Source organism: Pseudomonas sp. RGB (genome assembly GCF_007713445.1).
Classification (GTDB): domain Bacteria; phylum Pseudomonadota; class Gammaproteobacteria; order Pseudomonadales; family Pseudomonadaceae; genus Aquipseudomonas.
The window spans coordinates 16,837-39,897 of record NZ_VMSH01000010.1; the positions used below are offsets into that span (position 1 = coordinate 16,837).

Below are 23,061 nucleotides of genomic sequence, written 5' to 3' on the forward strand. Positions count from 1 at the left end.
TCAGGCTGCGGCCTTAGCCGAGTCCTTCAACAGTTTTGCAACGCGCTCGGATGGCTGTGCACCCACGCTCAGCCAGTAGGCTACGCGCTCTTGGTTCACGGACAGACGAACTTCTTGACCACGAGCAACAGGGTTGAAGAAACCAACCTGTTCCTTGTGCGAACCGTCGCGCGGGTTGCGGCTGTCGGTTACGGTCAAGTGGTAAAACGGGCGCTTTTTGGAGCCGCCAAGGGCAAGACGGATTGTTAGCATGTGAACATCGTTCCTGTAGTCGGTGCTGCAAATCTAAATGCACAGCGGGCATAGGTGCCCGAAAGGCCGCATATTCTAAGGAATATCCGGACTTTTGCAAATGTCTTTTTCTGGCGCCTATCAGCGTGCCACTCAGATCTGCTATAGAGCCGTCGGTTAAAACGGCGAGTCAGCTCCCGCTAACCGCGGGTTTGCTGGAGATCCCACATCCTTGTGGGTCGGAGCAGAAGTGAACTTCCGCTCGAATTCTTTACATTTTTGGCATGCCGCCGCCGGGCAACATACCGCCCATGCCGCGCATCATCTTGGCCATTCCGCCTTTTGCGGAGAACTTCTTCATCATCTTCTGCATCTGCTTGTGCTGCTTGATCAAGCGACCGATGTCCTGCACCTGGGTGCCGGAGCCCATGGCGATCCGACGCTTGCGCGAACCGCTGATCAGCTCAGGGTCGCGGCGCTCGGCCGGGGTCATGGAGTTGATGATGGCTTCCATCTGCTTGAACTGCTTCTCTGCCGCGCCCTGGGCATTGCCCATTTGCGCCAGGTTCACACCGCCGATGTTCGGCAGCTTGTCCATCAGGCCGCCGAGGCCGCCCATGTTCTTCATCTGTTGCAGCTGGTCACGGAAGTCTTCGAGGTCGAAGCCCTTACCCTTCTTCAGCTTCTTGGCCAGCTTATCGGCCTTGTCCTTGTCGAGCGTGGCTTCGGCCTGCTCGATCAGGCTGAGCACGTCGCCCATGCCGAGGATACGCGAGGCGATACGCTCAGGGTGGAACGGCTCGAGCGCGTCGCTCTTCTCGCCCATACCGATGAACTTGATCGGCTTGCCGGTAATTGCACGTACCGACAGCGCAGCACCGCCACGGGCATCACCGTCGACCTTGGTCAGGATCACGCCGGTCAGCGGCAGCGCATCACCAAAGGCCTTGGCGGTGTTGGCCGCATCCTGGCCGGTCATGGCGTCGACCACGAACAGCGTCTCGACCGGATTGATCGCGGCATGCAGCGCCTTGATCTCGCCCATCATCTCTTCATCGATGTGCAGGCGACCGGCGGTATCGACGATGACCACGTCGATGAATTTGAGCTTGGCTTCTTTAATAGCCGCGTTGGCAATGTCGACCGGCTTCTGGCTCAGGTCGGACGGGAAGAAGGTCACGCCCACTTCGCCCGCGAGCATTTCCAGCTGCTTGATGGCCGCCGGACGGTACACGTCGGCCGACACCACCATCACCGACTTCTTCTTGCGCTCTTTAAGGAAGCGCGCCAGCTTGCCGGCAGTGGTGGTCTTACCCGCACCTTGCAGACCGGCCATCAGCACGACGGCCGGTGGCACGGCGCTGAGGTTCAAGTCTTCGTTGGCCGCGCCCATCAGGCTTTCGAGTTCGGCCTGCACGATCTTCACAAAGGCCTGGCCCGGGGTCAGGCTGCGGGACACTTCGGTGCCGACCGCGCGCTCTTTGACCGAGTTGACGAAGTCCTTCACCACCGGCAAGGCCACGTCGGCTTCCAGCAACGCCATGCGTACTTCACGCAGGGTGTCTTTAATATTGTCCTCGGTCAGCTTGGCCTTGCCGGTTACGTGGCGCAGCGTCTGCGAGAGACGGTCAGTCAAGTTTTCAAACATGCGCGATCCTTTCAGGCCCTATTCATCGAAATGCTTTGTAGACCGAGGTAATGGCGGCCCAGGCTGTGGTAAATCGCTGTTAAAAACAGCGCTCGGCGAGCCTGCGGCGTGGGCAGGTCGCGGATTATAGCGAAGACTGCGCCTGTGCACACCCGCTGTCTGGCCCGGGAGTCTTTCGTGCAGCGTTGGTGTGTGCCAAACTCAGCGCCTTTCGGGCTTGTCTATCAGGATTTATGGTCCCCTTGTCACCCAGTTTGCTACCCAGCCTCGCCGCCGCCATTTTGTACGCCGCTGCGACTCTCTATCAGGGCACTCGTCTGGCCCAAGGCACAAAAGCGGATAAACGTCTGCTGGTGGGCCTGGGCGTCGTCGCCCTGCTCGCCCACGCCGCGAGCCTGTTCACTCATTTGATGACGCCGGTCGGCCTGGGCCTGGACTTTTTCAGTGCCGCCAGTCTGATCGCCGCTGCCGTCATCGCCCTGACGCTGCTGGCCTGTTACCGCATTCCCGTGGAAAACCTGCTGGTGCTGCTATTCCCGCTGGGAATGCTGACAGTGCTGCTGGCGCAGTTCACCCCCACTGGCACCGTGCAAGTGATCGACGAGGAGCCGGGCATTCTCGCCCACATCCTGCTGTCGATCCTGGCTTACGGCATGTTCACGATTGCGGTGTTCCAGGCGTTGCTCCTGCTGCTGCAGGACCACCAGCTTAAAAACAAGCACCCGTCCGGGCTGATCAAGAACTTCCCGCCGCTGCAGACCATGGAAAGCCTGCTGTTCGGCTTCCTGTGGGCCGGCTGGACTCTGTTGTCGCTGTCGCTGATTTCCGGCTGGCTGTTCGTCGAAAACCTCTTCGCCCAACACCTGGTGCACAAAACCCTGCTGGCGTGCCTGGCCTGGGTGGTGTTCAGCGTGCTGCTGTGGGGGCGTAACCGCCTCGGCTGGCGTGGGCACAAGGCGATCCGCTGGACCCTGGCCGGTTTCTGCCTGCTGATGCTGGCCTATTTCGGCAGCAAGCTGGTTCGCGAATACATCCTGCATATCTGACGGGCAGCGATCATGGACAACTTGCCCCTTGGGCCGATGCTCGCGGTAATCGCCTTGCTGGTGTTATGGGCGGCGCTGTTTACCGCCATCGAAGCCGCACAACAGCACTTGCTGGCCCTGCGCCCCGGTACACGCCAGGGTGACAAGGCCGCCGCCCGCCTGAACTTCCCGCGTAACAGCCTGATTCTGTGCAACAGCCTGTGTCGTGCGGCCGTGGTGATTCTCTGCACGTTGCTGGCAATCTATGCCTGGGCGCAGAACGGCCCGTGGCTCGGCTGGCTGATCTCCTGCGCGATCCTGCTGGTGCTCGCCGACTACCTGCCGCGTGCCCTGGCGGTTCGCCACCCGCAAGCCGTACTGGGCTTTGGCAATACGCTGCTGGGTGTGCCGCTGAAAATCCTCTACCCCCTGGCCTGGCTGCTCAATGGCATCAGCCTGTTATTGCTGCGCCCGTTCGCACGCAAATCCGGCGTGGTGAAAAAGAGCGACGAGCCACTGCCCGATCACGACGATGAACCCGAGCCCGAGACCGATGAAAGTCGTACGCCCGGCATGCCCGGCATTCACGCGCTGGACAACATCACGGTCAACGACATCCTGGTGCCGCGCAGCGAAGTGGACGGTATCAACCTGGATGACTCGGTCGAGGAGATCATTGAGCAGCTGCGCACCTCGCAACGCACGCGCCTGCCGGTGTTCCACAGTGACATCAACCAGGTCGAAGCCGTGCTCAATACCCGGCAGATCCAACACCTGCTGCCCGACGCCAGCCTGACCAAAGAAGCCTTGCTCGCTGCCTGCCACGAGCCCTATTTCGTCCCCGAAAGCACGCCCCTGCAACTGCAACTGCTGAACTTCCACAAGCAGCAGCGGCGCCTGGGCATGGTGGTGGACGAATACGGCGAAGTGCTGGGCATCGTCACTCTGGAAGATATCCTCGAAGAAATCGTCGGCGAATTCGAAAGTGATCAGGCAGCGGACAACCCGCATATCGAAGCGCAGCCCGATGGCCGCTACATCATCGACGGCGCAGCTTCGATCCGCGAACTGAATAAAAGCCTGGGCTGGCACCTGCCCAGCGACGGCCCCAAGACCCTCAACGGCCTGGTGACCGAAGCGCTGGAGACCATTCCGGATTGCGCGGTGTGCCTGAAGATCGGCCGCTATCGCCTGGAAATCCTCGAGACCGAGGACAACCGCGTCAGCAAGGTGCTGATCTGGCACACCAGCCGCGTGCCCGTCGCCGCCTGACCTCCTATTGCCCCTGTGGGAGCTGGCTTGCCTGCGATGGCCTCACCTCGGTACTCCTGATGTACCGAGGCGCCTGTATCGCAGGCAAGCCAGCTCCCACATCGATCCGGTTTCCAGCCAAGAGATCCTCGCCCGCCCCCTTGTTGTATGTTCAAACCCCTTCCTATAATCGGGACGGCTTACCAGAGCCCCGCCCGACCGCGTGCTACCCGCACTCAGCGCGTCCAGGCACTGCGTTACCGTGTCTGACCGGTGTTTGCTCCCATCCCGAGCCGCCCCGCTTACACCCCTGATCCATGGGTGTTTGACCAATAATAATCCGCGTCCAAACGCGCAATGACCGTCAGGGATACCTCAATGAGCACCACCTATACCGAGGCTGCAACCGCCGCCCCGCTCAACTCGACCGCACGGGTCGCAACCGCGAGCATCGTCGGCACCGCCATCGAGTTCTACGATTTCTACATCTACGCCACGGCCGCTGCGCTGGTGATCGGCCCGGTGTTCTTCCCGCAGACCTCCGGCACCGCGCAGATGCTGGCGTCGTTCCTGACCTTTGGCATCGCCTTTATCGCTCGCCCGCTGGGTTCGGCGCTGTTCGGCCACTTCGGTGACCGTATCGGGCGCAAATCAACCCTAGTGGCGTCGTTGCTGCTGATGGGCGTGTGCACCACGCTGATCGGTTTGCTGCCAGGTTATGACAGCATCGGCGCGTGGGCCCCGATCTTGTTGTGCGTGCTGCGCTTCGGCCAGGGCCTGGGGCTTGGCGGCGAATGGGGCGGCGCAGCATTGCTGGCCACCGAGAACGCCCCCAAGGGCAAGCGCGCCTGGTTCGGCATGTTCCCGCAACTGGGCCCGTCGATTGGCTTTCTGGCGGCCAACGGCCTGTTCCTGATCCTGGCCATGAGCCTGAACGACGAGCAATTCCGCAGTTGGGGCTGGCGCATCCCGTTCATTCTCAGCGCAGCGCTGGTGATGGTCGGCCTGTATGCCCGCCTCAAACTGCATGAAACCCCGGTGTTCGCCAACGCCGTCGCCAAGCAAGCGCCGGTGAAAGTGCCGCTGGTGGAGCTGTTCAGCCAGCATTGGCTGCCGGTCCTGCTGGGCGCGGCGTCGATGGTGGTGTGCTATGCGCTGTTCTACATCACCACCGCGTTCTCGCTGAGTTACGGCGTTGCAACGCTGGGCTACAGCCGCGAGACGTTCCTGGGCCTGCTGTGCTTTGCGGTGTTGTTCATGGGCCTGGCGACGCCGCTGGCGGCCTTGGCCAGCGACCGTTACGGGCGCAAGCCAGTACTGATCGTCGGCGCCATTCTTGCGATTCTGTCGGGCTTCACCATGGAGCCGCTGCTCACCCACGGCTCGACCTGGGCCGTCGCACTGTTCCTGGCACTGGAATTGTTTCTGATGGGCGTGACCTTCGCCCCAATGGGCGCGATGCTGCCGGAACTGTTCCCCACCCGCGTGCGTTATACCGGCGCTTCGGCGGCGTATAACCTGGGCGGGATTGTCGGGGCATCGGCCGCACCATTTTTCGCGACCAAGCTGGTGGCGATGGGCGGGCTGAGTTATGTCGGCGGGTATGTGTCGGCGGCAGCGTTGCTCAGCTTGATTGCTGTGCTGTGCCTGAAAGAGACGCGCAATAACGACTTGAACAAGGTCGCCTGATAGACCGCTATCGCAGGCAAGCCCGCTCCCACATGTTGAATTGTGAATGCCTTCAAATGTGGGAGCTGGCTTGCCTGCGATGGGCGCGACGCGGTTTTACAGCTCTACAACAACCGCCTTCGAAGCCCGAGTCGCCTTCGCCCGCGCCGCCTCGATCGACTCATCCCGCGCCAACGCCACACCCATCCGGCGCTGACCATTGACTTCCGGTTTACCAAACAGACGCAACGCCGTGTCCGGCTCGCTCAAGGCCGCGCCAAGGTTGGCGAACGCGGTCTGGGTCGACTGCCCCTCCACCAGAATCACCGCCGAGGCCGAAGGCCCGAACTGGCGGATCAACGGAATCGGCAGGCCCAGGATCGCGCGCGCGTGCAGCGCGAACTGCGACAGGTCCTGAGAAATCAAGGTCACCAAGCCGGTGTCATGCGGGCGCGGCGACACTTCGCTGAACCACACTTGATCGCCCTTGATGAACAATTCCACGCCAAACAGACCACGGCCACCCAGCGCCTCGGTCACGGCTTTGGCAACCCGCTCGGACTCCGCCAGGGCAATCGGGCTCATGGCTTGCGGCTGCCAGGATTCCTGGTAGTCGCCCTTCTCCTGACGGTGGCCGACCGGCGCGCAGAAGGTGGTGCCGCCGATGTGGCGCACAGTCAGCAGGGTGATTTCGTAATCGAAGTCGATAAAGCCCTCGATGATCACGCGACCTTTACCGGCACGCCCGCCCTCTTGAGCGTAATCCCAGGCTTTCTGCACGTCATCGGCGCTGCGCAGCAGGCTCTGGCCCTTGCCCGACGAACTCATCACCGGCTTGACCACACACGGGAAGCCCAGGTCCTGCACGGCCTTGCTGTAGTCCTCGAACGTGTCGGCAAAGTGGTACGGCGACGTCGGCAGGTCCAGCTCCTCAGCGGCCAGGCGACGGATGCCTTCACGGTTCATGGTCAGCGAGGTGGCACGCGCGGTCGGAATCACGGTGAAGCCTTCAGCTTCAAGCTCTACCAGCGTGGCGGTGGCGATGGCTTCGATTTCCGGCACGATGAAGTGCGGCTTCTCGGCTTCGATCACGGCACGCAGGGCGGCGCCGTCGAGCATGTTGATCACGTGGCTACGGTGCGCAACCTGCATGGCAGGCGCGTTGGCGTAACGATCCACGGCAATCACTTCAACGCCCAGGCGTTGCAGTTCGATTACCACTTCCTTGCCCAGCTCACCGCAGCCACACAGCAAAACGCGGGTCGCGGTTGGCGACAATGGAGTTCCGATTCGGGTCATCTCAGGTCCTCAGGGGAGCGGATCATGGGGAGAAAGGCCGGCATTTTACATGAACTGCAAGAATTGGCCTCAGTTGGCGACGGCGCGTTTGCGCAGGCGCCAGGCCATGATCAGCCACACCACCGTGACCCCGGCGAATTTCGACACCAACGCCGTGCCCGCCACCGCCGGCGTCAGCGCGCCGATCAGGCCGAAGAAGATAAAGGTATCGAGGGGAATACTCAGCGCCGAACTTATCCACAGGCGATCGTGCAGTGGGCGCTTGGTGATGCTGAACACCAGCCAATCAATGCATTCGGACACGGCAAATGCCGTGGCGCTGGCCAGGGCGATGGACGGGTCGGAGGTGATATACGACAGCACCAACGCCGCCAGCATGGCGAGTATCGCGCCATGGCCGAAGCGGGTTTGCACCATGTCGCGGAGGATAAACACCAGTCCACCCCAGGCGGACCAGATGACGTCCAGGTGCGGAGCGGTGGAGAAGGCGAAGTTGATCAGCACGACGCTGCTGATGTAGGCGATCAGGAAGAGCATGGGGAAGGACCTGTGGGTAATGCCGCACAGGGTAATGCACAGCAATCATTGTGGCGAGCGGGCTTGCCCCGCGTTGGGCTGCGCAGCGGCCCCACTAAGAACGCCGTGTCTTGTCAGGCAAACCGCGGCGCCAGTTTCAGGGCTGCTTCGCAGCCCAACGCGGGGCAAGCCCGCTCGCCACCCAAAGCCCGCTTGCCACAACAAGCCCGCTCGCCACGACGAGCCAGCTCCCACATTTTTGAATGTATTCACATATCCATTGTGGGAGCTGGCTTGCCTGCGATAGCGGTGGTTCAGGCGCCGGATTTCCCCGGAATCATCCACACCAACCCACTCGCCTTTGCCCGCTCATGGCACAACCCCAACACCACCCGGCGTTCGGCATTGTCCATGCGGCTCCAGCGCGTAATCTCATCCACGTTGCGCTGGCAACCTGTGCAAATATCGTCATCATCCAGCGCGCAAATACTCACGCAGGGCGAGGCAACAGGGCGTTCAATCGGGTTCATTCTTCTTGCTCAACCAAGTCCCGCGCATAGCGCTGCGCGTTATGCACATAGTGCGCGGCGCTGGCTTCGAGCATGCGCTTTTGCGCCTCGGTCAACTCACGCACCACTTTGCCCGGCGACCCCATTACCAGCGAGCCATCGGGAATTTCCTTGCCTTCGCCGATCAGCGAATTGGCGCCGATAATGCAATGCTTGCCGATTTTGGCGCCGTTGAGGATCACCGCATTGATGCCAATCAGGCTGTAATCGCCGACGGTGCAGCCGTGCAGCATGGCGTTATGGCCGATGGTCACGCCGGTGCCCAGGGTCAGCGGGTAGCCCATGTCGGTGTGCATCACGCTGCCGTCCTGCACGTTGCTGTTCTTGCCGATCAGGATCAGTTCGTTGTCGCCACGCAACACCGCGTTGAACCACACATTGGCGCCCTCCTCCAGCTTGACCTTGCCGACCAGCGTGGCATTGGGCGCCACCCAGCTTTGCGGATGAGTCTCGACGCGGGCGTCGCCCAGGCGGTATTTCATGGTGTGTCCTCACGGCGGTGCCATTCAAGCGATGGCTCAGGTATTGATGAAACTCTTGGGTGGCTGGTGCAGGCTGATCTGCGCGTCGTCATAGAGCAGGTTGATCAGCTCGACAATCATGATTGCCGTCAGCCCCCAGATTTTGTATTCGCCAAACCGATAGCTGGGCACATACCAACTGCGGCCCTGGTAATCGATACGGTGGGTATGTTCGCGTGGGTCCTGGCGGAAGAACTCCAGAGGCACGCTGAACACGGCGGCGATCTCGGCATCATTGGCCAGGTATTCGACGTAATCGGGGATAACCCCGACATAAGGCGTTACGCGGATACCGTGCAGGGAAATCAGCGGGCTCAACGGGCCGATGACTTCCACCAGGCCGGGCGGCAGGCCGATTTCTTCTTCGGCTTCGCGCAGCGCCGTAAAGATCAGGTCCGGGTCATCGGGGTCACGTCGCCCGCCCGGAAACGCCACTTCGCCGCCGTGGGTCGACAGGCCACTGGCGCGCAGGGTCAGGATCAGCTCAGGTTCGTCACTGCGGGTAATCGGCACCAACACGGCGGCCTCGGGGAAACGCCCGTCAGTTTCCAGTGTGTGAGGGGTGTGATTGCTTACCCGGCGAAGTAGCTCGTCCAGCATGAGTCATCTCGGTCTGTTGGCTACCTTGCATCATGCACCAAAGCGGGCGGGTGCCCAACCCCAAAACCCGGCACATGTCGCGAAACGACAACTTGCAGGGCCCTGCCCGCCAAGCCAAGATAGGCCCACTCTCCAGGAACCCCAGCATGAACTTCTGCAGCCAGTGCGGTAAACCGGTTACCCAGCGCATTCCCGAAGGCGACACACGCCTGCGCTATGTGTGTGATCACTGCTCGACCATTCACTACCAGAACCCCAATATCGTCGCCGGCACCGTGCCGGTCTGGGGCGATAAAGTGCTGCTGTGCCGCCGCGCCATCGAGCCGCGCCTGGGTTACTGGACCTTGCCCGCAGGCTTTATGGAAAACGCCGAGACCGTAGAGCAGGCCGCCGTGCGCGAAACCCTGGAAGAAGCCTGCGCCCGCGTGCGCAACCTGAGCATTTACACCCTGATCGACGTGCCGCACATCAGCCAGGTGCATATCTTCTACCGCGCCGAACTGGTCGACCTGGACTTTGCCGCAGGCCCCGAAAGCCTTGAGGTGAAGCTGTTCGATGAAGCCGATATCCCTTGGTCAGAGCTGGCTTTCCGCACGGTCGGGCGTACCTTAGAATGCTTCTTCGCTGACCGCCGGCAACAACGGTTCCCGGTACGCAGCGAGTCGGTGCCGCCGATGACGCGGCCGGCCAAATAACACCTTCAGGCAGCACCGTCTAACAAGGGAAACCGTTTCAATGCGTTGGTTGCTCGCTTTCATCTGCCTGTCGTTCGTTACCCTGTCCTCGGCCTCCACGGTGGAAATCCTCGGCGGCAAACCTGTCGAGAAAATCCTGGTGCTCAAGTCCGCGCACCAGTTGCAACTGATCAACGACGGCAAACCGCTCAAGACCTATCGCATCTCGCTGGGCAAAAACCCCAAGGGCACCAAGCAGTTCGAGGGCGACCGCCGCACGCCGGAAGGTTTTTACTGGATCGACTGGCGCAAGACCAGTGACCGCTACAACCTGGCCATGCACATTTCCTACCCCAATATCAGCGACTCTGCCCGCGCGCGCCGCGAAGGCGTGAGACCGGGCAGCATGATCATGATCCACGGCACGCCCGACACCGAGGAATACCCGGAGCAATGGTTCCACACCCTCGACTGGACCGATGGCTGTATCGGCATGCGCAACGTCGACATGCGCGAAGTCTGGAACCTGGTCAAAGACGGCACCATGATCGAGATTCGGCCGTAATTTCGTACCGTTCGTAAAATAATCTGAAAATAATTCCTGCCCCTGGCAGCGCCTGCCGGTGAATACCAGTTCACCGCGCCGGGCTGCACAGTTCTGCGCGCGATAAAGACCTCTCTAATACCACTTGATACCACGCACCCTTAAAGCGCCCTGAAACCGGGTCCTGCACCGTTTTGGCTGCATTGACATGGTATTTAAGTGGTATTAATTTCCGGCCACTACCGGGCGACAACACTCCAATAACCGCATCGGAAACTTCACAGATGAATCCCATCCAGACGCTGCGCCCTGACGAGAAACAATCCACGCCGCTGTACCTGCAACTGGCCCGCAACCTTGAAGCGGCGATCCATGCCGGCCAGTGGAAATCCGAGCAGGCCTTGCCGTCGGAGCGCGCCCTCAGCGAGCAACTGAGCATTTCGCGGGTGACCGCACGTAAAGCGCTGGAAGTGTTGTTCGCCCAAGGCCTGATTCGCCGCAGCCAAGGCTCCGGCACCTTTATCACGCCGCGCCTGGAACAACCGCTGTCACGCCTGTCGGGCTTCAGCGAAATGCTGCGGCTCAAAGGTTTTGTACCCACTTCGCAGTGGCTGGAACGCGACATCACCCCGCCCACCCACGAAGAGCTGATCCGCCTGGGCCTGTCGCCGACCGACAAAGTGGCGCGCCTCAAACGCCTGCGTAAAGCCGACGACACGGTGATGGCAATTGAAATGACCGCCATGCCCGCCTCGGTGCTGCCGCATCCGCAGGCCATCGGCAATTCGCTGTACGAGTACCTGGAAAGCATCGGCAAGCCCATCGTGCGCGCCTTGCAGCATATCCAGGCGATCAACGCCTCGGATGAGTTCGCCAAGCTGGTGGGCATCGCCCCCGGCACCGCCATGCTGCTGATGACGCGGGTCGGTTACACCGCTGACAACACGCCGATTGAAATCACCGACACCTACTGCCGCAACGACTACTACGACTTCGTCGCAGAGCTGCGCCGCCATGACTACTCCGCTGAACTGCGCATTTAGAGAACTGCCCATGTCCGAAGACAACATCCTCACGCCCAGCGGCTGGATTCGCGGCCGCCTGGTGCACGAACACGGCAAAGTGGTCGCCGTCCAAGGCACGCCGTGCGACCCGGCTGACAACGACTTGCCCTACCTGCTGCCGGGTTTCATCGACCTGCATGTGCATGGCGGTGGCGGCAAAGACATCATGGAAGGCGTCGACGCCTTCGAGACCATCACCCGCACCCACGTGCGTTTTGGCACGACGTCGCTGCTGGCCACCACCATGACGGCGCCGGTGAACGAGATCTCCCGTGTGCTCGGCGAGCTCGGCACCTTCTGCGAGCAGCGCCCGAGCGGCAGCGCCCGCGTACTCGGGGTGCACCTGGAAGGCCCCTACATCAATCCGGGCAAACTCGGCGCCCAACCCAACTTCGCCCACACCGCGCTGATGGCCGAAGTGGAAGCCTACCTGCGCCTGGCGCCGATCCGGGTGATCACCATCGCCCCGGAAATTGCCGGGCATGACGGCCTGATCCGCGCCCTCAGCCAACGCGGCGTGCGCATGCAGATCGGCCACACATTGGGCAGTTATGAAGAAGGCGTCGCCGCCCTCGCCGCCGGCGCCACCAGCTTCACGCATTTGTACAACGCCATGAGCCCGCTGCATCATCGCGAGCCGGGCATCGTCGGCGCCGCCCTGGCCCACGCTCAATACGCGGAACTGATCCCCGACCTGCTGCACGTGCATCCCGGCGCCATGCGCGTGGCCCTGCGTTCGATCCCGTGCCTGTACTGCGTCACCGATTCCACCGCCGCCGCTGGCATGCCCGACGGCGAATACAAGCTGGGCAGCCACACCGTGACCAAATGCCTGGGCGGCGTGCGCCTGGCGGATGGAACGCTGGCCGGCAGCACGCTGACCATGGACCAGGCGCTGCGCAACCTGGTGAAAATCGGCCTGCCCATCAGCGAAGCCTCACAACGCCTGTCGCAATTTCCTGCGGATTACCTGGGCCTGGAAGAACGCGGCCGCCTGCAACCCGGCAGCTTCGCCGACTGCGTGCGCCTGGACCGTTCCCTGCACCTCACCGACGTAATGGTCGAAGGAGAAACCATTGACTTCAAAAATGCTTGAAGAGGCCCTGGCCTCCTGTGACGCCGTCGCGGCGCAACTGCAACGCCTGGACCCGCTGCTGGAAGAAGTCGCCGGTCGCCTGCGCCGCCAGCCGCCGCAAGTGGCGATGACCATTGCCCGTGGCAGTTCGGACCACGCCGCCAGCTACTTTGCCTACCTGGCCATGCAGTACGTGGGCATTCCGGTGGCGTCGTTGCCGATGTCAGTGGTGACCCTGTTGCAGGCGCCATTGAAAGTCAGCGGTCAGGTGGCATTCGGTTTCTCGCAGTCGGGGCAAAGCCCGGACCTGGTCAACAGCCTGCGCCTGCTGCGCAAACGCGGTGCGTTGAGTATTTCGCTGGTCAACGCCGAAGACTCACCACTGGAAGCCGCCTGCGAATTCCACCTGCCGCTCTACGCCGGGCCGGAACACAGCGTGGCCGCGACCAAAAGCTTCATCGCCACCCTCAGCGCCAGCGCGCAGTTGATTGGCCACTGGAGCCAGGAAGCCGACTTGCTGCAAGCCTGCCGCACGCTGCCCGATGAACTGCGTGCAGCGGCCAAACAGGATTGGAGCGCCGCCATCGAGGCCCTGCGTGGCTGCCAGCAATTGATGGTGATCGGCCGTGGCGCCGGTTTTGCCATCGCCCAGGAAGCCGCACTCAAGCTCAAGGAAACCTCGGCGATCCAGGCCGAAGCCTTCAGCAGCGCCGAAGTCCGCCACGGACCGATGGCCTTGATCGACGAAAACTACCCGCTGCTGATATTCGCCCCACGTGGCGCCGAACAGGCCGGGCTGCTGAGCCTGGCCGCCGACATGCGCCAGCGCGGCGCCCGTGTGCTGCTGGCTGCGCCAGACGATATCGCCGAGCGCGACCTGACCCTGAGCCGCGCCGAACACCCAAGCCTGGACCCGATCCTGGCGATTCAAAGCTTTTACGTAATGGCCGCCGGCCTGGCGCAAGCCCGGGGCATGGACCCCGACCAGCCGCGTCACCTGAGCAAAGTTACCCGCACTCACTGAGTCGATTGTCGTGTTTTCCTGATGAGTACCGTGCCCATGTCCAACAACAATAATGAATTGACCCTCAGCGCCCCACTCAGTGGCCCGGTGCTCGCCCTGGGCGAGGTGCCCGACGAAGTGTTCGCCAGTGGTGCCATGGGTGACGGTATCGCCATCGACCCGCTGAACGATTGTCTGCATGCACCCTGTGACGGGGTGGTCATCCATGTCGCGCGCACCGGGCATGCCCTGACGATTCGTGCCGAGAACGGCGCCGAAGTGCTGATGCACGTGGGCATCGACACCGTGGAACTCAATGGCGAAGGGTTTGCGCTGCTGGTCAAGGAAGGCGCGCGGGTGAACAAGGGCCAGGCGCTGGTGCAGTTTGATCTGGACCGCATTGCGCGCCAGTGCAAAAGCCTGGTCAGCCTGATTATTCTGACCAATGGCGAGCGTTTTGAGTTGCGGCCGGTGGCAGGAAAAATCACCAAGGTCGGTGAGCCGTTGCTGCACATCGTCACACGCTCAGCGACCACCCAGCCGGCGGTTGTGGATAACTCAGTCACCGAAGTCCGCGCCTGCGTGCGCATCACACACCGTGGCGGTTTGCATGCTCGCCCCGCCGCATTGATCCGCAAAACCGCCCAGGGTTTCAGCAGCCAGGCGCAGTTGCACTTCGCGGGCAAATCCGCGCCGTGCGACAGCCTGATTGGCTTGATGGGGCTGGGGATCGGTGAAGGCGACGAAGTGCGCGTCACTTGCCGCGGCAAGGATTGCGAGGCGGCGTTGCAGGCGTTGGTGGCGGCGCTGTCCGCGGCGGTCAGCGAAGAACATCACGCGCCCGTGGCGGTCGCCCCACGCAAGGCGAACACCGAAGCCGGTGTGTTGCAAGGCGTGTGCGCGGCACCGGGCCTGGTCTGCGGGCCGCTGTTCCGTCTCAGCGCTATCGAACTGCCGGCCGACACTGGCAATCACTCGGCCGATGAACAACTGCAACGTTTGGACACGGCCCTTGAGCAAGTGCGCGGCGAGATCCGCACAACCCTGGACCATGCCCGCCAACGCAAAAACGTCGAAGAAGAAGAGATCTTCGCCGCCCACCTCGCCCTGCTGGAAGACCCGGCCCTGTTGGACGCGGCCACCGCTGCCATCGAACACGGCAGCGCCGCCACCCACGCCTGGCGCGATGCAATCCAAGCGCAATGCGCGGTGTTGCTGGCGTTGGGCAAACCGCTGTTCGCCGAGCGCTCCAACGACCTGCGCGACCTGCAGCAACGCGTGCTGCGCGCACTGCTGGGCGAAAGCTGGCATTTCGAATTGCCTGCCGGGGCGATTGTCAGCGCCCATGAGCTGACGCCGTCCGACCTGCTGCAACTGAGCGCGCAACAGGCCGCCGGCATCTGTATGGCCGAAGGCGGCGCCACGTCCCACGTGGCCATTTTGGCTCGCGGCAAAGGCTTGCCCTGCGTGGTGGCGCTGGGCGCAGAAGTGCTTGATGTGCCCCAAGGCCAACGCGTGGTGCTCGACGCGGTCAATGGGCGCCTGGAACTTGCGCCCAGCGAGGCGCGTCATGCCGAAGTGCACCAGATTCGCGACGCGCAAAAACTGCGCCGTGCGCAACAACAGGCCCAAGCGCAGCAACCGGCGCACACCCGCGACGGCATCAGCATTGAAGTGGCCGCCAACGTCGCCTCCAGCGCCGAGGCCCACGTGGCGTTCGAAAACGGCGCCGATGGCGTCGGCCTGCTACGCACCGAATTCCTCTTCGTCGATCGGCGCACCGCGCCGGATGAACAAGAGCAGCGCCAGGCCTACCAGGCCGTGCTGGATGCCATGGGCGACAAGTCGGTGATCATTCGCACCATCGACGTGGGCGGCGACAAGCAGCTCGACTACCTGCCGCTGCCCGTGGAGGCCAACCCGGTGTTGGGCCTGCGCGGTATCCGCATGGCCCAGGTGCGGCCCGAATTGCTCGACCAGCAACTGCGCGCGCTGCTGCAAGTCAGCCCGTTGGCACGGTGCCGCATTCTGCTGCCGATGGTCAGCGAAGTGGATGAACTGCTGCAGATCCGCCAGCGCCTGGATGAGTTATGTGCCGAGCTGGGGCTGACTCAGCGCCCGGAGCTGGGCGTGATGGTCGAAGTACCCGCCGCCGCGTTGATGGCCGAGCAGTTGGCCCAGCACGCCGACTTCCTCTCCATCGGCACCAATGACCTGTCCCAGTACACCCTGGCCATGGACCGCGACCACGCCGGCCTCGCCGCGCGGGTCGATGCCTTGCACCCGGCGCTGCTACGGCTGATCGCGCAAACCTGCGCGGGCGCGGCCAAGCATGGGCGTTGGGTCGGCGTTTGCGGCGCCCTCGCGTCCGATCCGCTGGCCACACCAGTGCTGGTCGGCCTGGGCGTCAGCGAGCTGTCGGTGAGCCCGCCACAGATCGGAGAAATCAAGGACCGCGTCCGTCACCTGGACGCGGCTCAATGCCGGCAACTGAGCCTTGGCCTGCTCGACCTGAGCAGCGCCAAGGCGGTTCGCCAAGCCTGCCAACACCACTGGCCGCTGAGCTGACAACAACAAGAACAAGGAGACACGCCATGTACCAACATTTTATCGAAGGCTTACAACGCCTGGGCCGCGCGCTGATGCTGCCGATCGCGATCCTGCCGATCGCCGGCCTCTTGCTGCGCCTGGGCGACACCGACCTGCTCAACATCGCCGTGATGCACGACGCCGGGCAGGCGATCTTCGCCAACCTTGCGCTGATCTTCGCCATCGGTATTGCCGTGGGGTTTGCCCGCGACAATAACGGCACGGCGGGCCTGGCCGGGGCGATTGGTTACCTGGTAATGGTCTCCACGCTCAAGGTGATGGACACCACCATCAACATGGGCATGCTCGCCGGTATCGCCAGCGGCTTGATGGCGGGCGGGTTGTATAACCGCTTCAAGGACATCAAGTTGCCCGAATACCTGGCGTTCTTTGGCGGGCGACGCTTTGTGCCGATTGTCACCGGGTTTTCGGCGGTGGCCCTGGGCGTGATCTTTGGTTTGATCTGGCCGCCGATTCAGCACGGTATCAACAGCTTCGGTGTGCTGCTGATGGAAAGCGGCAGCTTTGGCGCCTTCGTGTTCGGCGTGTTCAACCGCCTGCTGATCGTCACCGGCCTGCACCATATCCTCAACAACATGGCGTGGTTCGTGTTCGGCACCTTCACCGACCCGACCACCGGCGCCGTCGTCACGGGCGACCTGACCCGCTACTTTGCCGGCGACCCCAAAGGTGGCCAGTTCATGACCGGCATGTTCCCGGTGATGCTGTTCGGCCTGCCCGCCGCCTGCCTGGCGATGTACCGCAACGCCCTGCCGGAGCGCCGCAAAGTGATGGGCGGGATCTTCCTGTCGATGGCGCTGACCTCGTTCTTGACCGGCGTGACGGAGCCGATTGAATTCGCGTTCATGTTCCTTGCGCCGTTCCTGTACTTGATCCACGCCGTGCTGACCGGCCTGTCGATGGCTGTCACTGACCTGTTGAATATCCACCTCGGGTTTACCTTCTCCGGTGGCTTTATCGACATGGTGCTGGGCTGGGGCAAGTCCACCAACGGCTGGCGGGTGATCCCGGTGGGGTTGGCGTACGCGGTGATCTACTACAGCGTGTTCAACTACTGCATCCGCCGCTTCAACCTGAAAACGCCTGGGCGTGAAGACATCCAGGTGGTGCAGGCCGAGGCGATGAGTGATAACCAACGGGCCGGTGCGTACATCCGTGCGCTGGGCGGTGCGGCCAATTTGCTGAGTGTCGGCGCGTGCACCACCCGCCTGCGCCTGGACATGGTGGATCGCAACAAAGCAGTGGACGCGGATTTGAAAGCACTCGGCGCCATGGCCGTGGTTCGCCCAGGCAATGGCGGGAGCTTGCAGGTGGTGGTCGGGCCCATGGCCGACAGCATTGCTGACGAGATTCGCCTGGCCATGCCGTCGTTTGTTGCCAGCGCGCCGGTGGCGGCTGCACCTGTGGATAAGCCGGTTGCGGTGAATGTGCAGGAGGCCGAGAAATGGCTGAAGGCCTTGGGTGGCCGTGAAAATGTACGCCAGCTGGACGCCGTGGCGATGACCCGGTTGCGGGTGGAGTTGGGGGATGATTCGGTGTTGTCCGAGGCTGATCTGACGGCGCTCGGTTGCCAAGGCGTGAGCCAGTTGGATAGCGGTGTTTGGCACTTGTTGATTGGTGACAAGGCCTCGGGATTGAGTGAGGCGCTGGAGCGGTTGGTCAGTGGCCGTGAGGTCGGCGCCAGGGTCTAGCGCTGTAGCGGCTTTTCTGGCCTCATCGCGGGCAAGCCCGGCTCCCACATTTGACTGTATTCACAGCTCAAAAATGTGGGAGCGGGCTTGCCCGCGATTGGGCCCGACAGGCGTCCGATTACTTCGGTTCAGGCACCTCAGCTAAATCCAACACCCGATCCACCATCAACTGGATACCCTCCAGCATCCGATGAATTCCCAGCACCGCATCACGCTGCGGGCCGTCGATGTCAAACGCCAGATTGCCCGCCAACGCCTGCACGGATGCCAGGTCTGGGGGGGCATTGGCGAGCAGGGTTTCGCTGTTCAGGTTGGGGAGTATGGTGAAGATTTGGTCGGTGGGCTGAGAATCAGATGGAGGATTTGGACTGTCTTTGATCATGGTGTATTTCCTAGTGAGAGTTTAGGAACTACCAACATCACTTGCAGTTGATGGGTGGCAGCTGTGCGCGGGCCTGCAAGACCGAGTCCCACCAGCACCTCGGTAGACCCGAAGGTCTCCCGCACACAGCCGCCATAAATGACGACCATGAAAAAACGCCGCAATTATAAAGGCGCTTAGGAGTAACTGGTGAGGTTTCGGCGGGCTTGCAGTCCCGGTCGCCACATTGGCAGCGACCCGAGAAGATTAGTGAGGCCAGTTCCGAGGGACAACCTGAAAGGCATGTGGGAAAGGTCTGAGGTGCCTGTCCCGACGCCTTCGCGAGCAAGCCCGCTCCCACAGTTTGATCGGTGCCCGACGTGGCAATGCGGTCAAATGTGGGAGCGGGCTTGCTCGCGAAGAGGCCATCACAGCCAACAAAAAACCCGCTGACCAAACTGGCCCAGCGGGTTTCTTGTTTCTGCAATCTGCGAATCAAAAATCCGCCAACTGCCACACCTCGTACGCCGGTGTCTCATACGGGTGACTCAGTTTGAGCGCAGCCACTACAGCCACAATCAATTCATCCGCCACCACCAGCTCAACCTTCCACTCTTCGACCACTTCAACCTGACCCACCTGCCCAATAAACGGCTGGCTGCCGTCCAATGCGCGGAATTGGCCCTGGCCCAGCACTTGCCAGGCGCAGCTGTCGTAGTCGCCGATGCGCCCGCCGCCGGCTGCGAAGACGGCGGTTTTTACCGTCTCCACGTGGCTGTCGGGCACAAAGAAGCTGAGCTTGTACACCGCCTTAGTTCACCCACACGCGAGCGTTGCGGAACATGCGCATCCAGGCGCCGTCTTCGTTCCACTCTTCCGGGCGCCACGAGTTCTGCACGGCGCGGAACACACGCTCCGGGTGCGGCATCATGATGGTCACGCGGCCGTCGCGGCTGGTAAGGCCGGTGATCCCGCGCGGCGAGCCGTTCGGGTTGGCCGGGTAGCTTTCGGTGACCTTGCCGTGGTTGTCGACAAAACGCATCGCCACGCAACCGGACAGGTCGGCTTCGAGCAGGGCTTCTTCGCTTTCGAACTCGGCATGGCCTTCACCGTGGGCGATGGCGATTGGCATGCGCGAACCGGCCATGCCCTGCAGGAAGATCGAGTTGGATTCCTGCACCTGCACCATGGCGACACGGGCTTCGAACTGCTCGGAACGGTTACGCACAAAGTGCGGCCAGAACTCGCTGCCCGGGATCAGCTCGCTGAGGTTGGACATCATCTGGCAACCGTTGCACACACCCAGGGTGAAGCTGTCGTTGCGCTCGAAGAAACCCTGGAACGCATCACGCGCTCGGCTGTTGAACAGCGCCGACTTGGCCCAGCCTTCACCGGCACCCAGCACGTCACCGTAGGAGAAACCACCGCAGGCGACGAGGCCTTTGAACGCGTTGAGGTCAACGCGACCGGCGAGGATGTCGCTCATGTGCACGTCGATCGCATTAAAGCCGGCGCGGTCGAACGCGGCCGCCATTTCCACCTGGCCGTTGACGCCCTGCTCACGCAGTACCGCAACTTGTGGGCGGATGCCTTTTTTGATGTAAGGCGCGGCGATGTCCTGGTTGACGTCGAAGCTGAGCTTGGTGCTCAGGCCCGGGTTTTCTTCTTCCAGGATCACGTCGAATTCCTGCTCGGCGCAGTCGGCGTTATCACGCAGGCGTTGGATCTGGTAGCTGGTCTCGGCCCACTGGCGTTGCAGCAGACGGCGCTGGCCGGCAAACACGGTGTCGCCATTGAAGGAGATATTGACTTCACCGTTGTTGATCGGCTGACCGATCACTGCCACGCAGTCGTCCAGGCCGGCGGCGCTGAATTGTGCGAGCACGTCCGGGGTGGCGTCCTGGCGAACCTGGATCACGGCGCCCAACTCTTCGTTGAACAGGATGCCGTTGATTTCGCAGGCGGCCTCGGCAACGCTGTCGAGCACGATGTTCAGGCCGCAGTGACCGGCGAAGGCCATTTCTACAACGCTGGTCAGCAAGCCGCCGTCGGAACGGTCGTGGTAAGCCAGCAGGTGGCCGTCGGCGTTCAGGCCTTGGATCACGGCGAAGAAGGCTTTCAGGTCTTCGGCGTCATCCACGTCCGGCGCGTGCTTGCCGAGCTTGCCGTGGGTTTGCGCGAGGATCGAGGCGCCCATGCGGTTCTGGCCACGGCCCAGGTCGATCAGGATCAGATCGGTGGTGCCCTTGTCCATGCGCAGTTGCGGGGTCAGGGTCTGACGGATGTCGGTCACCGGTGCAAAACCGGTAACGATCAGCGACAGCGGCGAAGTGACGCTCTTGTCGGTGCCGTCTTCGTTCCAACGGGTGGCCATGGACATCGAGTCCTTGCCCACCGGAATGGTGATACCCAGCTCCGGGCACAGCTCCATGCCGACAGCCTTGACGGTGTCGTACAGGCGCGCGTCTTCACCGGGGTGACCGGCAGCGGACATCCAGTTGGCCGACAGTTTGATGTCGGACAGCTTGCCGATGCGGGAGGCGGCGATGTTGGTGAGGGTTTCACCAATGGCCATGCGGCCCGACGCCGGCGCGTCCAGCAGGGCCAGCGGCGTGCGCTCGCCCATGGCCATGGCTTCACCGGTGTACACGTCGAAGCTGGTGGCGGTGACGGCAACGTCGGCCACCGGCACTTGCCATGGGCCGACCATTTGGTCACGGGCCACAAGACCGGTGATGGTGCGGTCGCCGATGGTGATCAGGAAGCTTTTGCTCGCCACGGCCGGGTGGTGCAGCACGCGTTCGATGCTGTCGGTAAGGTCGAGACTGCTTGGGTCGAAGTCATCGCCCAACTCGGTTTCACGCACGGCCGAACGGTGCATGCGCGGGGCTTTGCCCAGCAGCACTTCGAGTGGCATGTCGACCGGGCTGTTGCCGAAGTGGCTGTCGGTCACCGTCAGCTGTGGCTCGGCAGTGGCTTCGCCGACCACGGCAAACGGGCAACGCTCGCGTTCGCAGATGGCCTGGAAGCGCGCGAAGTCTTCAGGGCCGACGGCCAGTACATAGCGTTCCTGGGATTCGTTACTCCAGATTTCGTGCGGGGCCATGCCCGGCTCGTCGTTTGGAATGTTGCGCAGTTCGAAACGACCGCCACGCTCGCCATCGTTGACCAGTTCCGGGAAGGCGTTGGACAAACCACCGGCGCCGACGTCGTGGATGAAGCTGATCGGGTTCTTGTCACCCAACTGCCAGCAACGGTCGATGACTTCCTGGCAGCGGCGTTCCATCTCTGGGTTTTCGCGCTGTACGGAAGCAAAATCCAGGTCTGCCGAGCTGGTGCCGGTGGCCATGGAGGAAGCAGCGCCGCCGCCCAGGCCGATCAACATGGCCGGGCCGCCGAGTACGATCAGCTTGGAGCCGACCAGAATCTCGCCTTTCTTGACGTGTTCTTCACGGATGTTGCCCATGCCGCCAGCCAACATGATTGGCTTGTGGTAGCCGCGCACTTCATCGCCACGCGGGGTGGTGATGGACTGCTCGAACGTACGGAAGTAACCGGTCAGCGCCGGGCGCCCGAATTCGTTGTTGAACGCGGCGCCGCCCAGCGGGCCTTCGATCATGATGTCCAGCGCGGTCACGATGCGCTCAGGCTTGCCGTACGGCACTTCCCACGGCTGTTCGAAGCCTGGGATCTGCAGGTTGGACACGGTGAAACCGGTCAGGCCCGCCTTTGGCTTGGCGCCACGGCCGGTGGCGCCTTCGTCGCGGATTTCACCGCCGGAACCGGTGGCTGCGCCCGGGAACGGGGCAATTGCGGTCGGGTGGTTGTGGGTTTCAACCTTCATCAGGATGTGCACCGGCTCCTGCACCGCGCCGTACTGACGGGTTTCAGGGTCCGGGAAGAAACGACCGGCAACCGAGCCGACGATCACCGAGGCGTTGTCCTTATAAGCCGACAGAACGCCTTCGCTGTGCATCACGTAGGTGTTCTTGATCATGCCGAACAGACTTTTTTCCTGGCTTTCGCCGTCGATGTCCCAACTGGCGTTGAAGATCTTGTGACGGCAATGCTCGGAGTTGGCCTGCGCAAACATCATCAGCTCGATGTCGTGCGGGTTGCGCTTCAAGCCGTTGAAGGCGTTGACCAGGTAGTCGATCTCGTCTTCGGCCAGGGCCAGGCCCAGTTCAGTGTTGGCCTTCTCGAGGGCGGCGCGGCCGCCGCCAAGCACGTCAATCGCAGTCAGCGGCTTGGGTTCGGCGTGGCTGAACAGGCCGCCAGCGTGTTCCAGCTGGCTGACGATGATCTGGGTCATGCGGTCGTGCAGGCTGCTGGCGATCAGCTCGGCTTCGGCGTCGCTGAACTGGCCGGCAACATAGAAAGCGATACCGCGCTCCAGGCGCTGGATTTTTTCCAGGCCACAGTTGCGGGCGATATCACTGGCCTTGCTCGACCAGGGCGAGATTGTGCCGAACCGCGGCAGAACCAGGAACAAGCGGCCGTCAGGCTCTTGAACGGGAACGCTTGGGCCGTACTTCAGAAGGCGCGCCAGCACTTGCTGTTCGTCGGCGGTCAACACGCCGGTAACGTCGGCGAAGTGAGCAAATTCAGCATACAAGCCTGTAACCGCTGGAACCTTCTGGCTCAGTTGCTCAAGGAGTTTGCTGTGGCGAAAGGCAGAAAGGGCAGGAGCGCCGCGCAGGATCAACATCTT

At 62.3% G+C, this 23,061-nt stretch carries 20 protein-coding genes; 10 read left to right on the forward strand and 10 right to left on the reverse strand.

Annotation, left to right across the window (positions count from 1 at the left end; all coding sequences use genetic code 11):
• Positions 1-252 (reverse strand): 30S ribosomal protein S16, encoded by a 252-nt coding sequence (rpsP, locus tag FPT15_RS20425; protein WP_003175899.1) that lies wholly within the window; start codon positions 250-252, stop codon positions 1-3.
• Positions 253-502: 250 nt separating this feature from the next.
• The gene (gene ffh, locus FPT15_RS20430) at positions 503-1,879 is read right to left on the reverse strand and encodes a signal recognition particle protein (RefSeq protein ID WP_010207982.1); all 1,377 of its coding nucleotides are present in this window, start codon (positions 1,877-1,879) and stop codon (positions 503-505) included.
• Positions 1,880-2,112: 233 nt separating this feature from the next.
• Here ffh and FPT15_RS20435 point away from each other — a divergent pair, with 233 nt between their 5' ends.
• The 3 genes from FPT15_RS20435 (at position 2,113) to FPT15_RS20445 (ending at position 5,844) form a co-directional block, all read left to right on the forward strand.
• Positions 2,113-2,925 (forward strand): inner membrane protein YpjD, encoded by an 813-nt coding sequence (locus FPT15_RS20435; protein ID WP_106578310.1) that lies wholly within the window; start codon positions 2,113-2,115, stop codon positions 2,923-2,925.
• Positions 2,926-2,937: 12 nt separating this feature from the next.
• A complete protein-coding gene (locus FPT15_RS20440) occupies positions 2,938-4,176 on the forward strand; it encodes a transporter associated domain-containing protein (RefSeq protein ID WP_145164141.1) in 1,239 nt (412 codons plus the stop codon).
• 357 nt (positions 4,177-4,533) lie between these two features.
• Positions 4,534-5,844: an MFS transporter gene (locus tag FPT15_RS20445; protein WP_145164143.1), complete on the forward strand. Its 1,311-nt coding sequence runs from the start codon at positions 4,534-4,536 to the stop codon at positions 5,842-5,844.
• A gap of 96 nt (positions 5,845-5,940) precedes the next feature.
• On the opposite strand, the gene purT is transcribed toward FPT15_RS20445, so the two are convergent.
• The 5 genes from purT to FPT15_RS20470 all read right to left on the reverse strand — a co-directional run bounded on the left by purT (position 5,941) and on the right by FPT15_RS20470 (position 9,328).
• Positions 5,941-7,122 (reverse strand): formate-dependent phosphoribosylglycinamide formyltransferase, encoded by a 1,182-nt coding sequence (gene purT / locus FPT15_RS20450; protein WP_017139720.1) that lies wholly within the window; start codon positions 7,120-7,122, stop codon positions 5,941-5,943.
• Between the two features lie 69 nt (positions 7,123-7,191).
• Entirely contained in the window at positions 7,192-7,659 is a 468-nt protein-coding gene (locus tag FPT15_RS20455; RefSeq protein ID WP_106578306.1) for a VUT family protein, read from the reverse strand.
• Positions 7,660-7,952: 293 nt separating this feature from the next.
• Entirely contained in the window at positions 7,953-8,168 is a 216-nt protein-coding gene (locus FPT15_RS20460; RefSeq protein WP_145164145.1) for a DUF1289 domain-containing protein, read from the reverse strand.
• Positions 8,165-8,689, reverse strand: coding sequence for a gamma carbonic anhydrase family protein (locus FPT15_RS20465; protein WP_106578304.1), 525 nt, complete (start codon positions 8,687-8,689; stop codon positions 8,165-8,167). Before FPT15_RS20465 ends, FPT15_RS20460 begins: the two co-directional genes overlap by 4 nt.
• 36 nt (positions 8,690-8,725) lie before the next feature.
• Positions 8,726-9,328, reverse strand: a complete 603-nt coding sequence (locus FPT15_RS20470) for a CoA pyrophosphatase (RefSeq protein ID WP_145164147.1) — start codon at positions 9,326-9,328, stop codon at positions 8,726-8,728.
• A 146-nt stretch (positions 9,329-9,474) separates the two neighbouring features.
• On the opposite strand from FPT15_RS20470, the gene FPT15_RS20475 reads away from it, so the two are divergent.
• The 7 genes from FPT15_RS20475 (at position 9,475) to nagE (ending at position 17,989) form a co-directional block, all read left to right on the forward strand.
• Positions 9,475-10,023 (forward strand): NUDIX hydrolase, encoded by a 549-nt coding sequence (locus tag FPT15_RS20475; protein ID WP_145164150.1) that lies wholly within the window; start codon positions 9,475-9,477, stop codon positions 10,021-10,023.
• Between the two features lie 40 nt (positions 10,024-10,063).
• On the forward strand, positions 10,064-10,567 hold the full coding sequence (locus FPT15_RS20480; RefSeq protein WP_145164152.1) for a murein L,D-transpeptidase family protein: 504 nt from the start codon (positions 10,064-10,066) through the stop codon (positions 10,565-10,567).
• Between the two features lie 263 nt (positions 10,568-10,830).
• Entirely contained in the window at positions 10,831-11,589 is a 759-nt protein-coding gene (locus FPT15_RS20485; protein WP_106578301.1) for a GntR family transcriptional regulator, read from the forward strand.
• Between the two features lie 10 nt (positions 11,590-11,599).
• On the forward strand, positions 11,600-12,706 hold the full coding sequence (nagA, locus tag FPT15_RS20490; RefSeq protein ID WP_145164154.1) for an N-acetylglucosamine-6-phosphate deacetylase: 1,107 nt from the start codon (positions 11,600-11,602) through the stop codon (positions 12,704-12,706).
• On the forward strand, positions 12,699-13,709 hold the full coding sequence (locus FPT15_RS20495; protein WP_145164401.1) for an SIS domain-containing protein: 1,011 nt from the start codon (positions 12,699-12,701) through the stop codon (positions 13,707-13,709). The genes nagA and FPT15_RS20495 overlap by 8 nt, the downstream gene beginning before the upstream one ends.
• A gap of 36 nt (positions 13,710-13,745) precedes the next feature.
• Complete coding sequence (ptsP, locus tag FPT15_RS20500; RefSeq protein WP_145164156.1) at positions 13,746-16,256, forward strand: phosphoenolpyruvate--protein phosphotransferase; 2,511 nt, start codon at positions 13,746-13,748, stop codon at positions 16,254-16,256.
• A 26-nt stretch (positions 16,257-16,282) separates the two neighbouring features.
• Positions 16,283-17,989 carry an N-acetylglucosamine-specific PTS transporter subunit IIBC gene (gene nagE, locus FPT15_RS20505; RefSeq protein ID WP_145164158.1) on the forward strand — a complete coding sequence of 569 codons (1,707 nt, stop codon included), beginning with the start codon at positions 16,283-16,285 and terminating at the stop codon, positions 17,987-17,989.
• A gap of 118 nt (positions 17,990-18,107) precedes the next feature.
• On the opposite strand, the gene FPT15_RS20510 is transcribed toward nagE, so the two are convergent.
• From FPT15_RS20510 to purL, 3 genes are all read right to left on the reverse strand, one after another.
• On the reverse strand, positions 18,108-18,371 hold the full coding sequence (locus FPT15_RS20510; protein ID WP_145164160.1) for a DUF6124 family protein: 264 nt from the start codon (positions 18,369-18,371) through the stop codon (positions 18,108-18,110).
• 474 nt (positions 18,372-18,845) lie between these two features.
• Complete coding sequence (locus tag FPT15_RS20515) at positions 18,846-19,157, reverse strand: NGG1p interacting factor NIF3 (protein ID WP_065908663.1); 312 nt, start codon at positions 19,155-19,157, stop codon at positions 18,846-18,848.
• 4 nt (positions 19,158-19,161) lie between these two features.
• Entirely contained in the window at positions 19,162-23,058 is a 3,897-nt protein-coding gene (gene purL, locus FPT15_RS20520; RefSeq protein ID WP_145164403.1) for a phosphoribosylformylglycinamidine synthase, read from the reverse strand.
• Positions 23,059-23,061 lie beyond the last annotated feature (3 nt).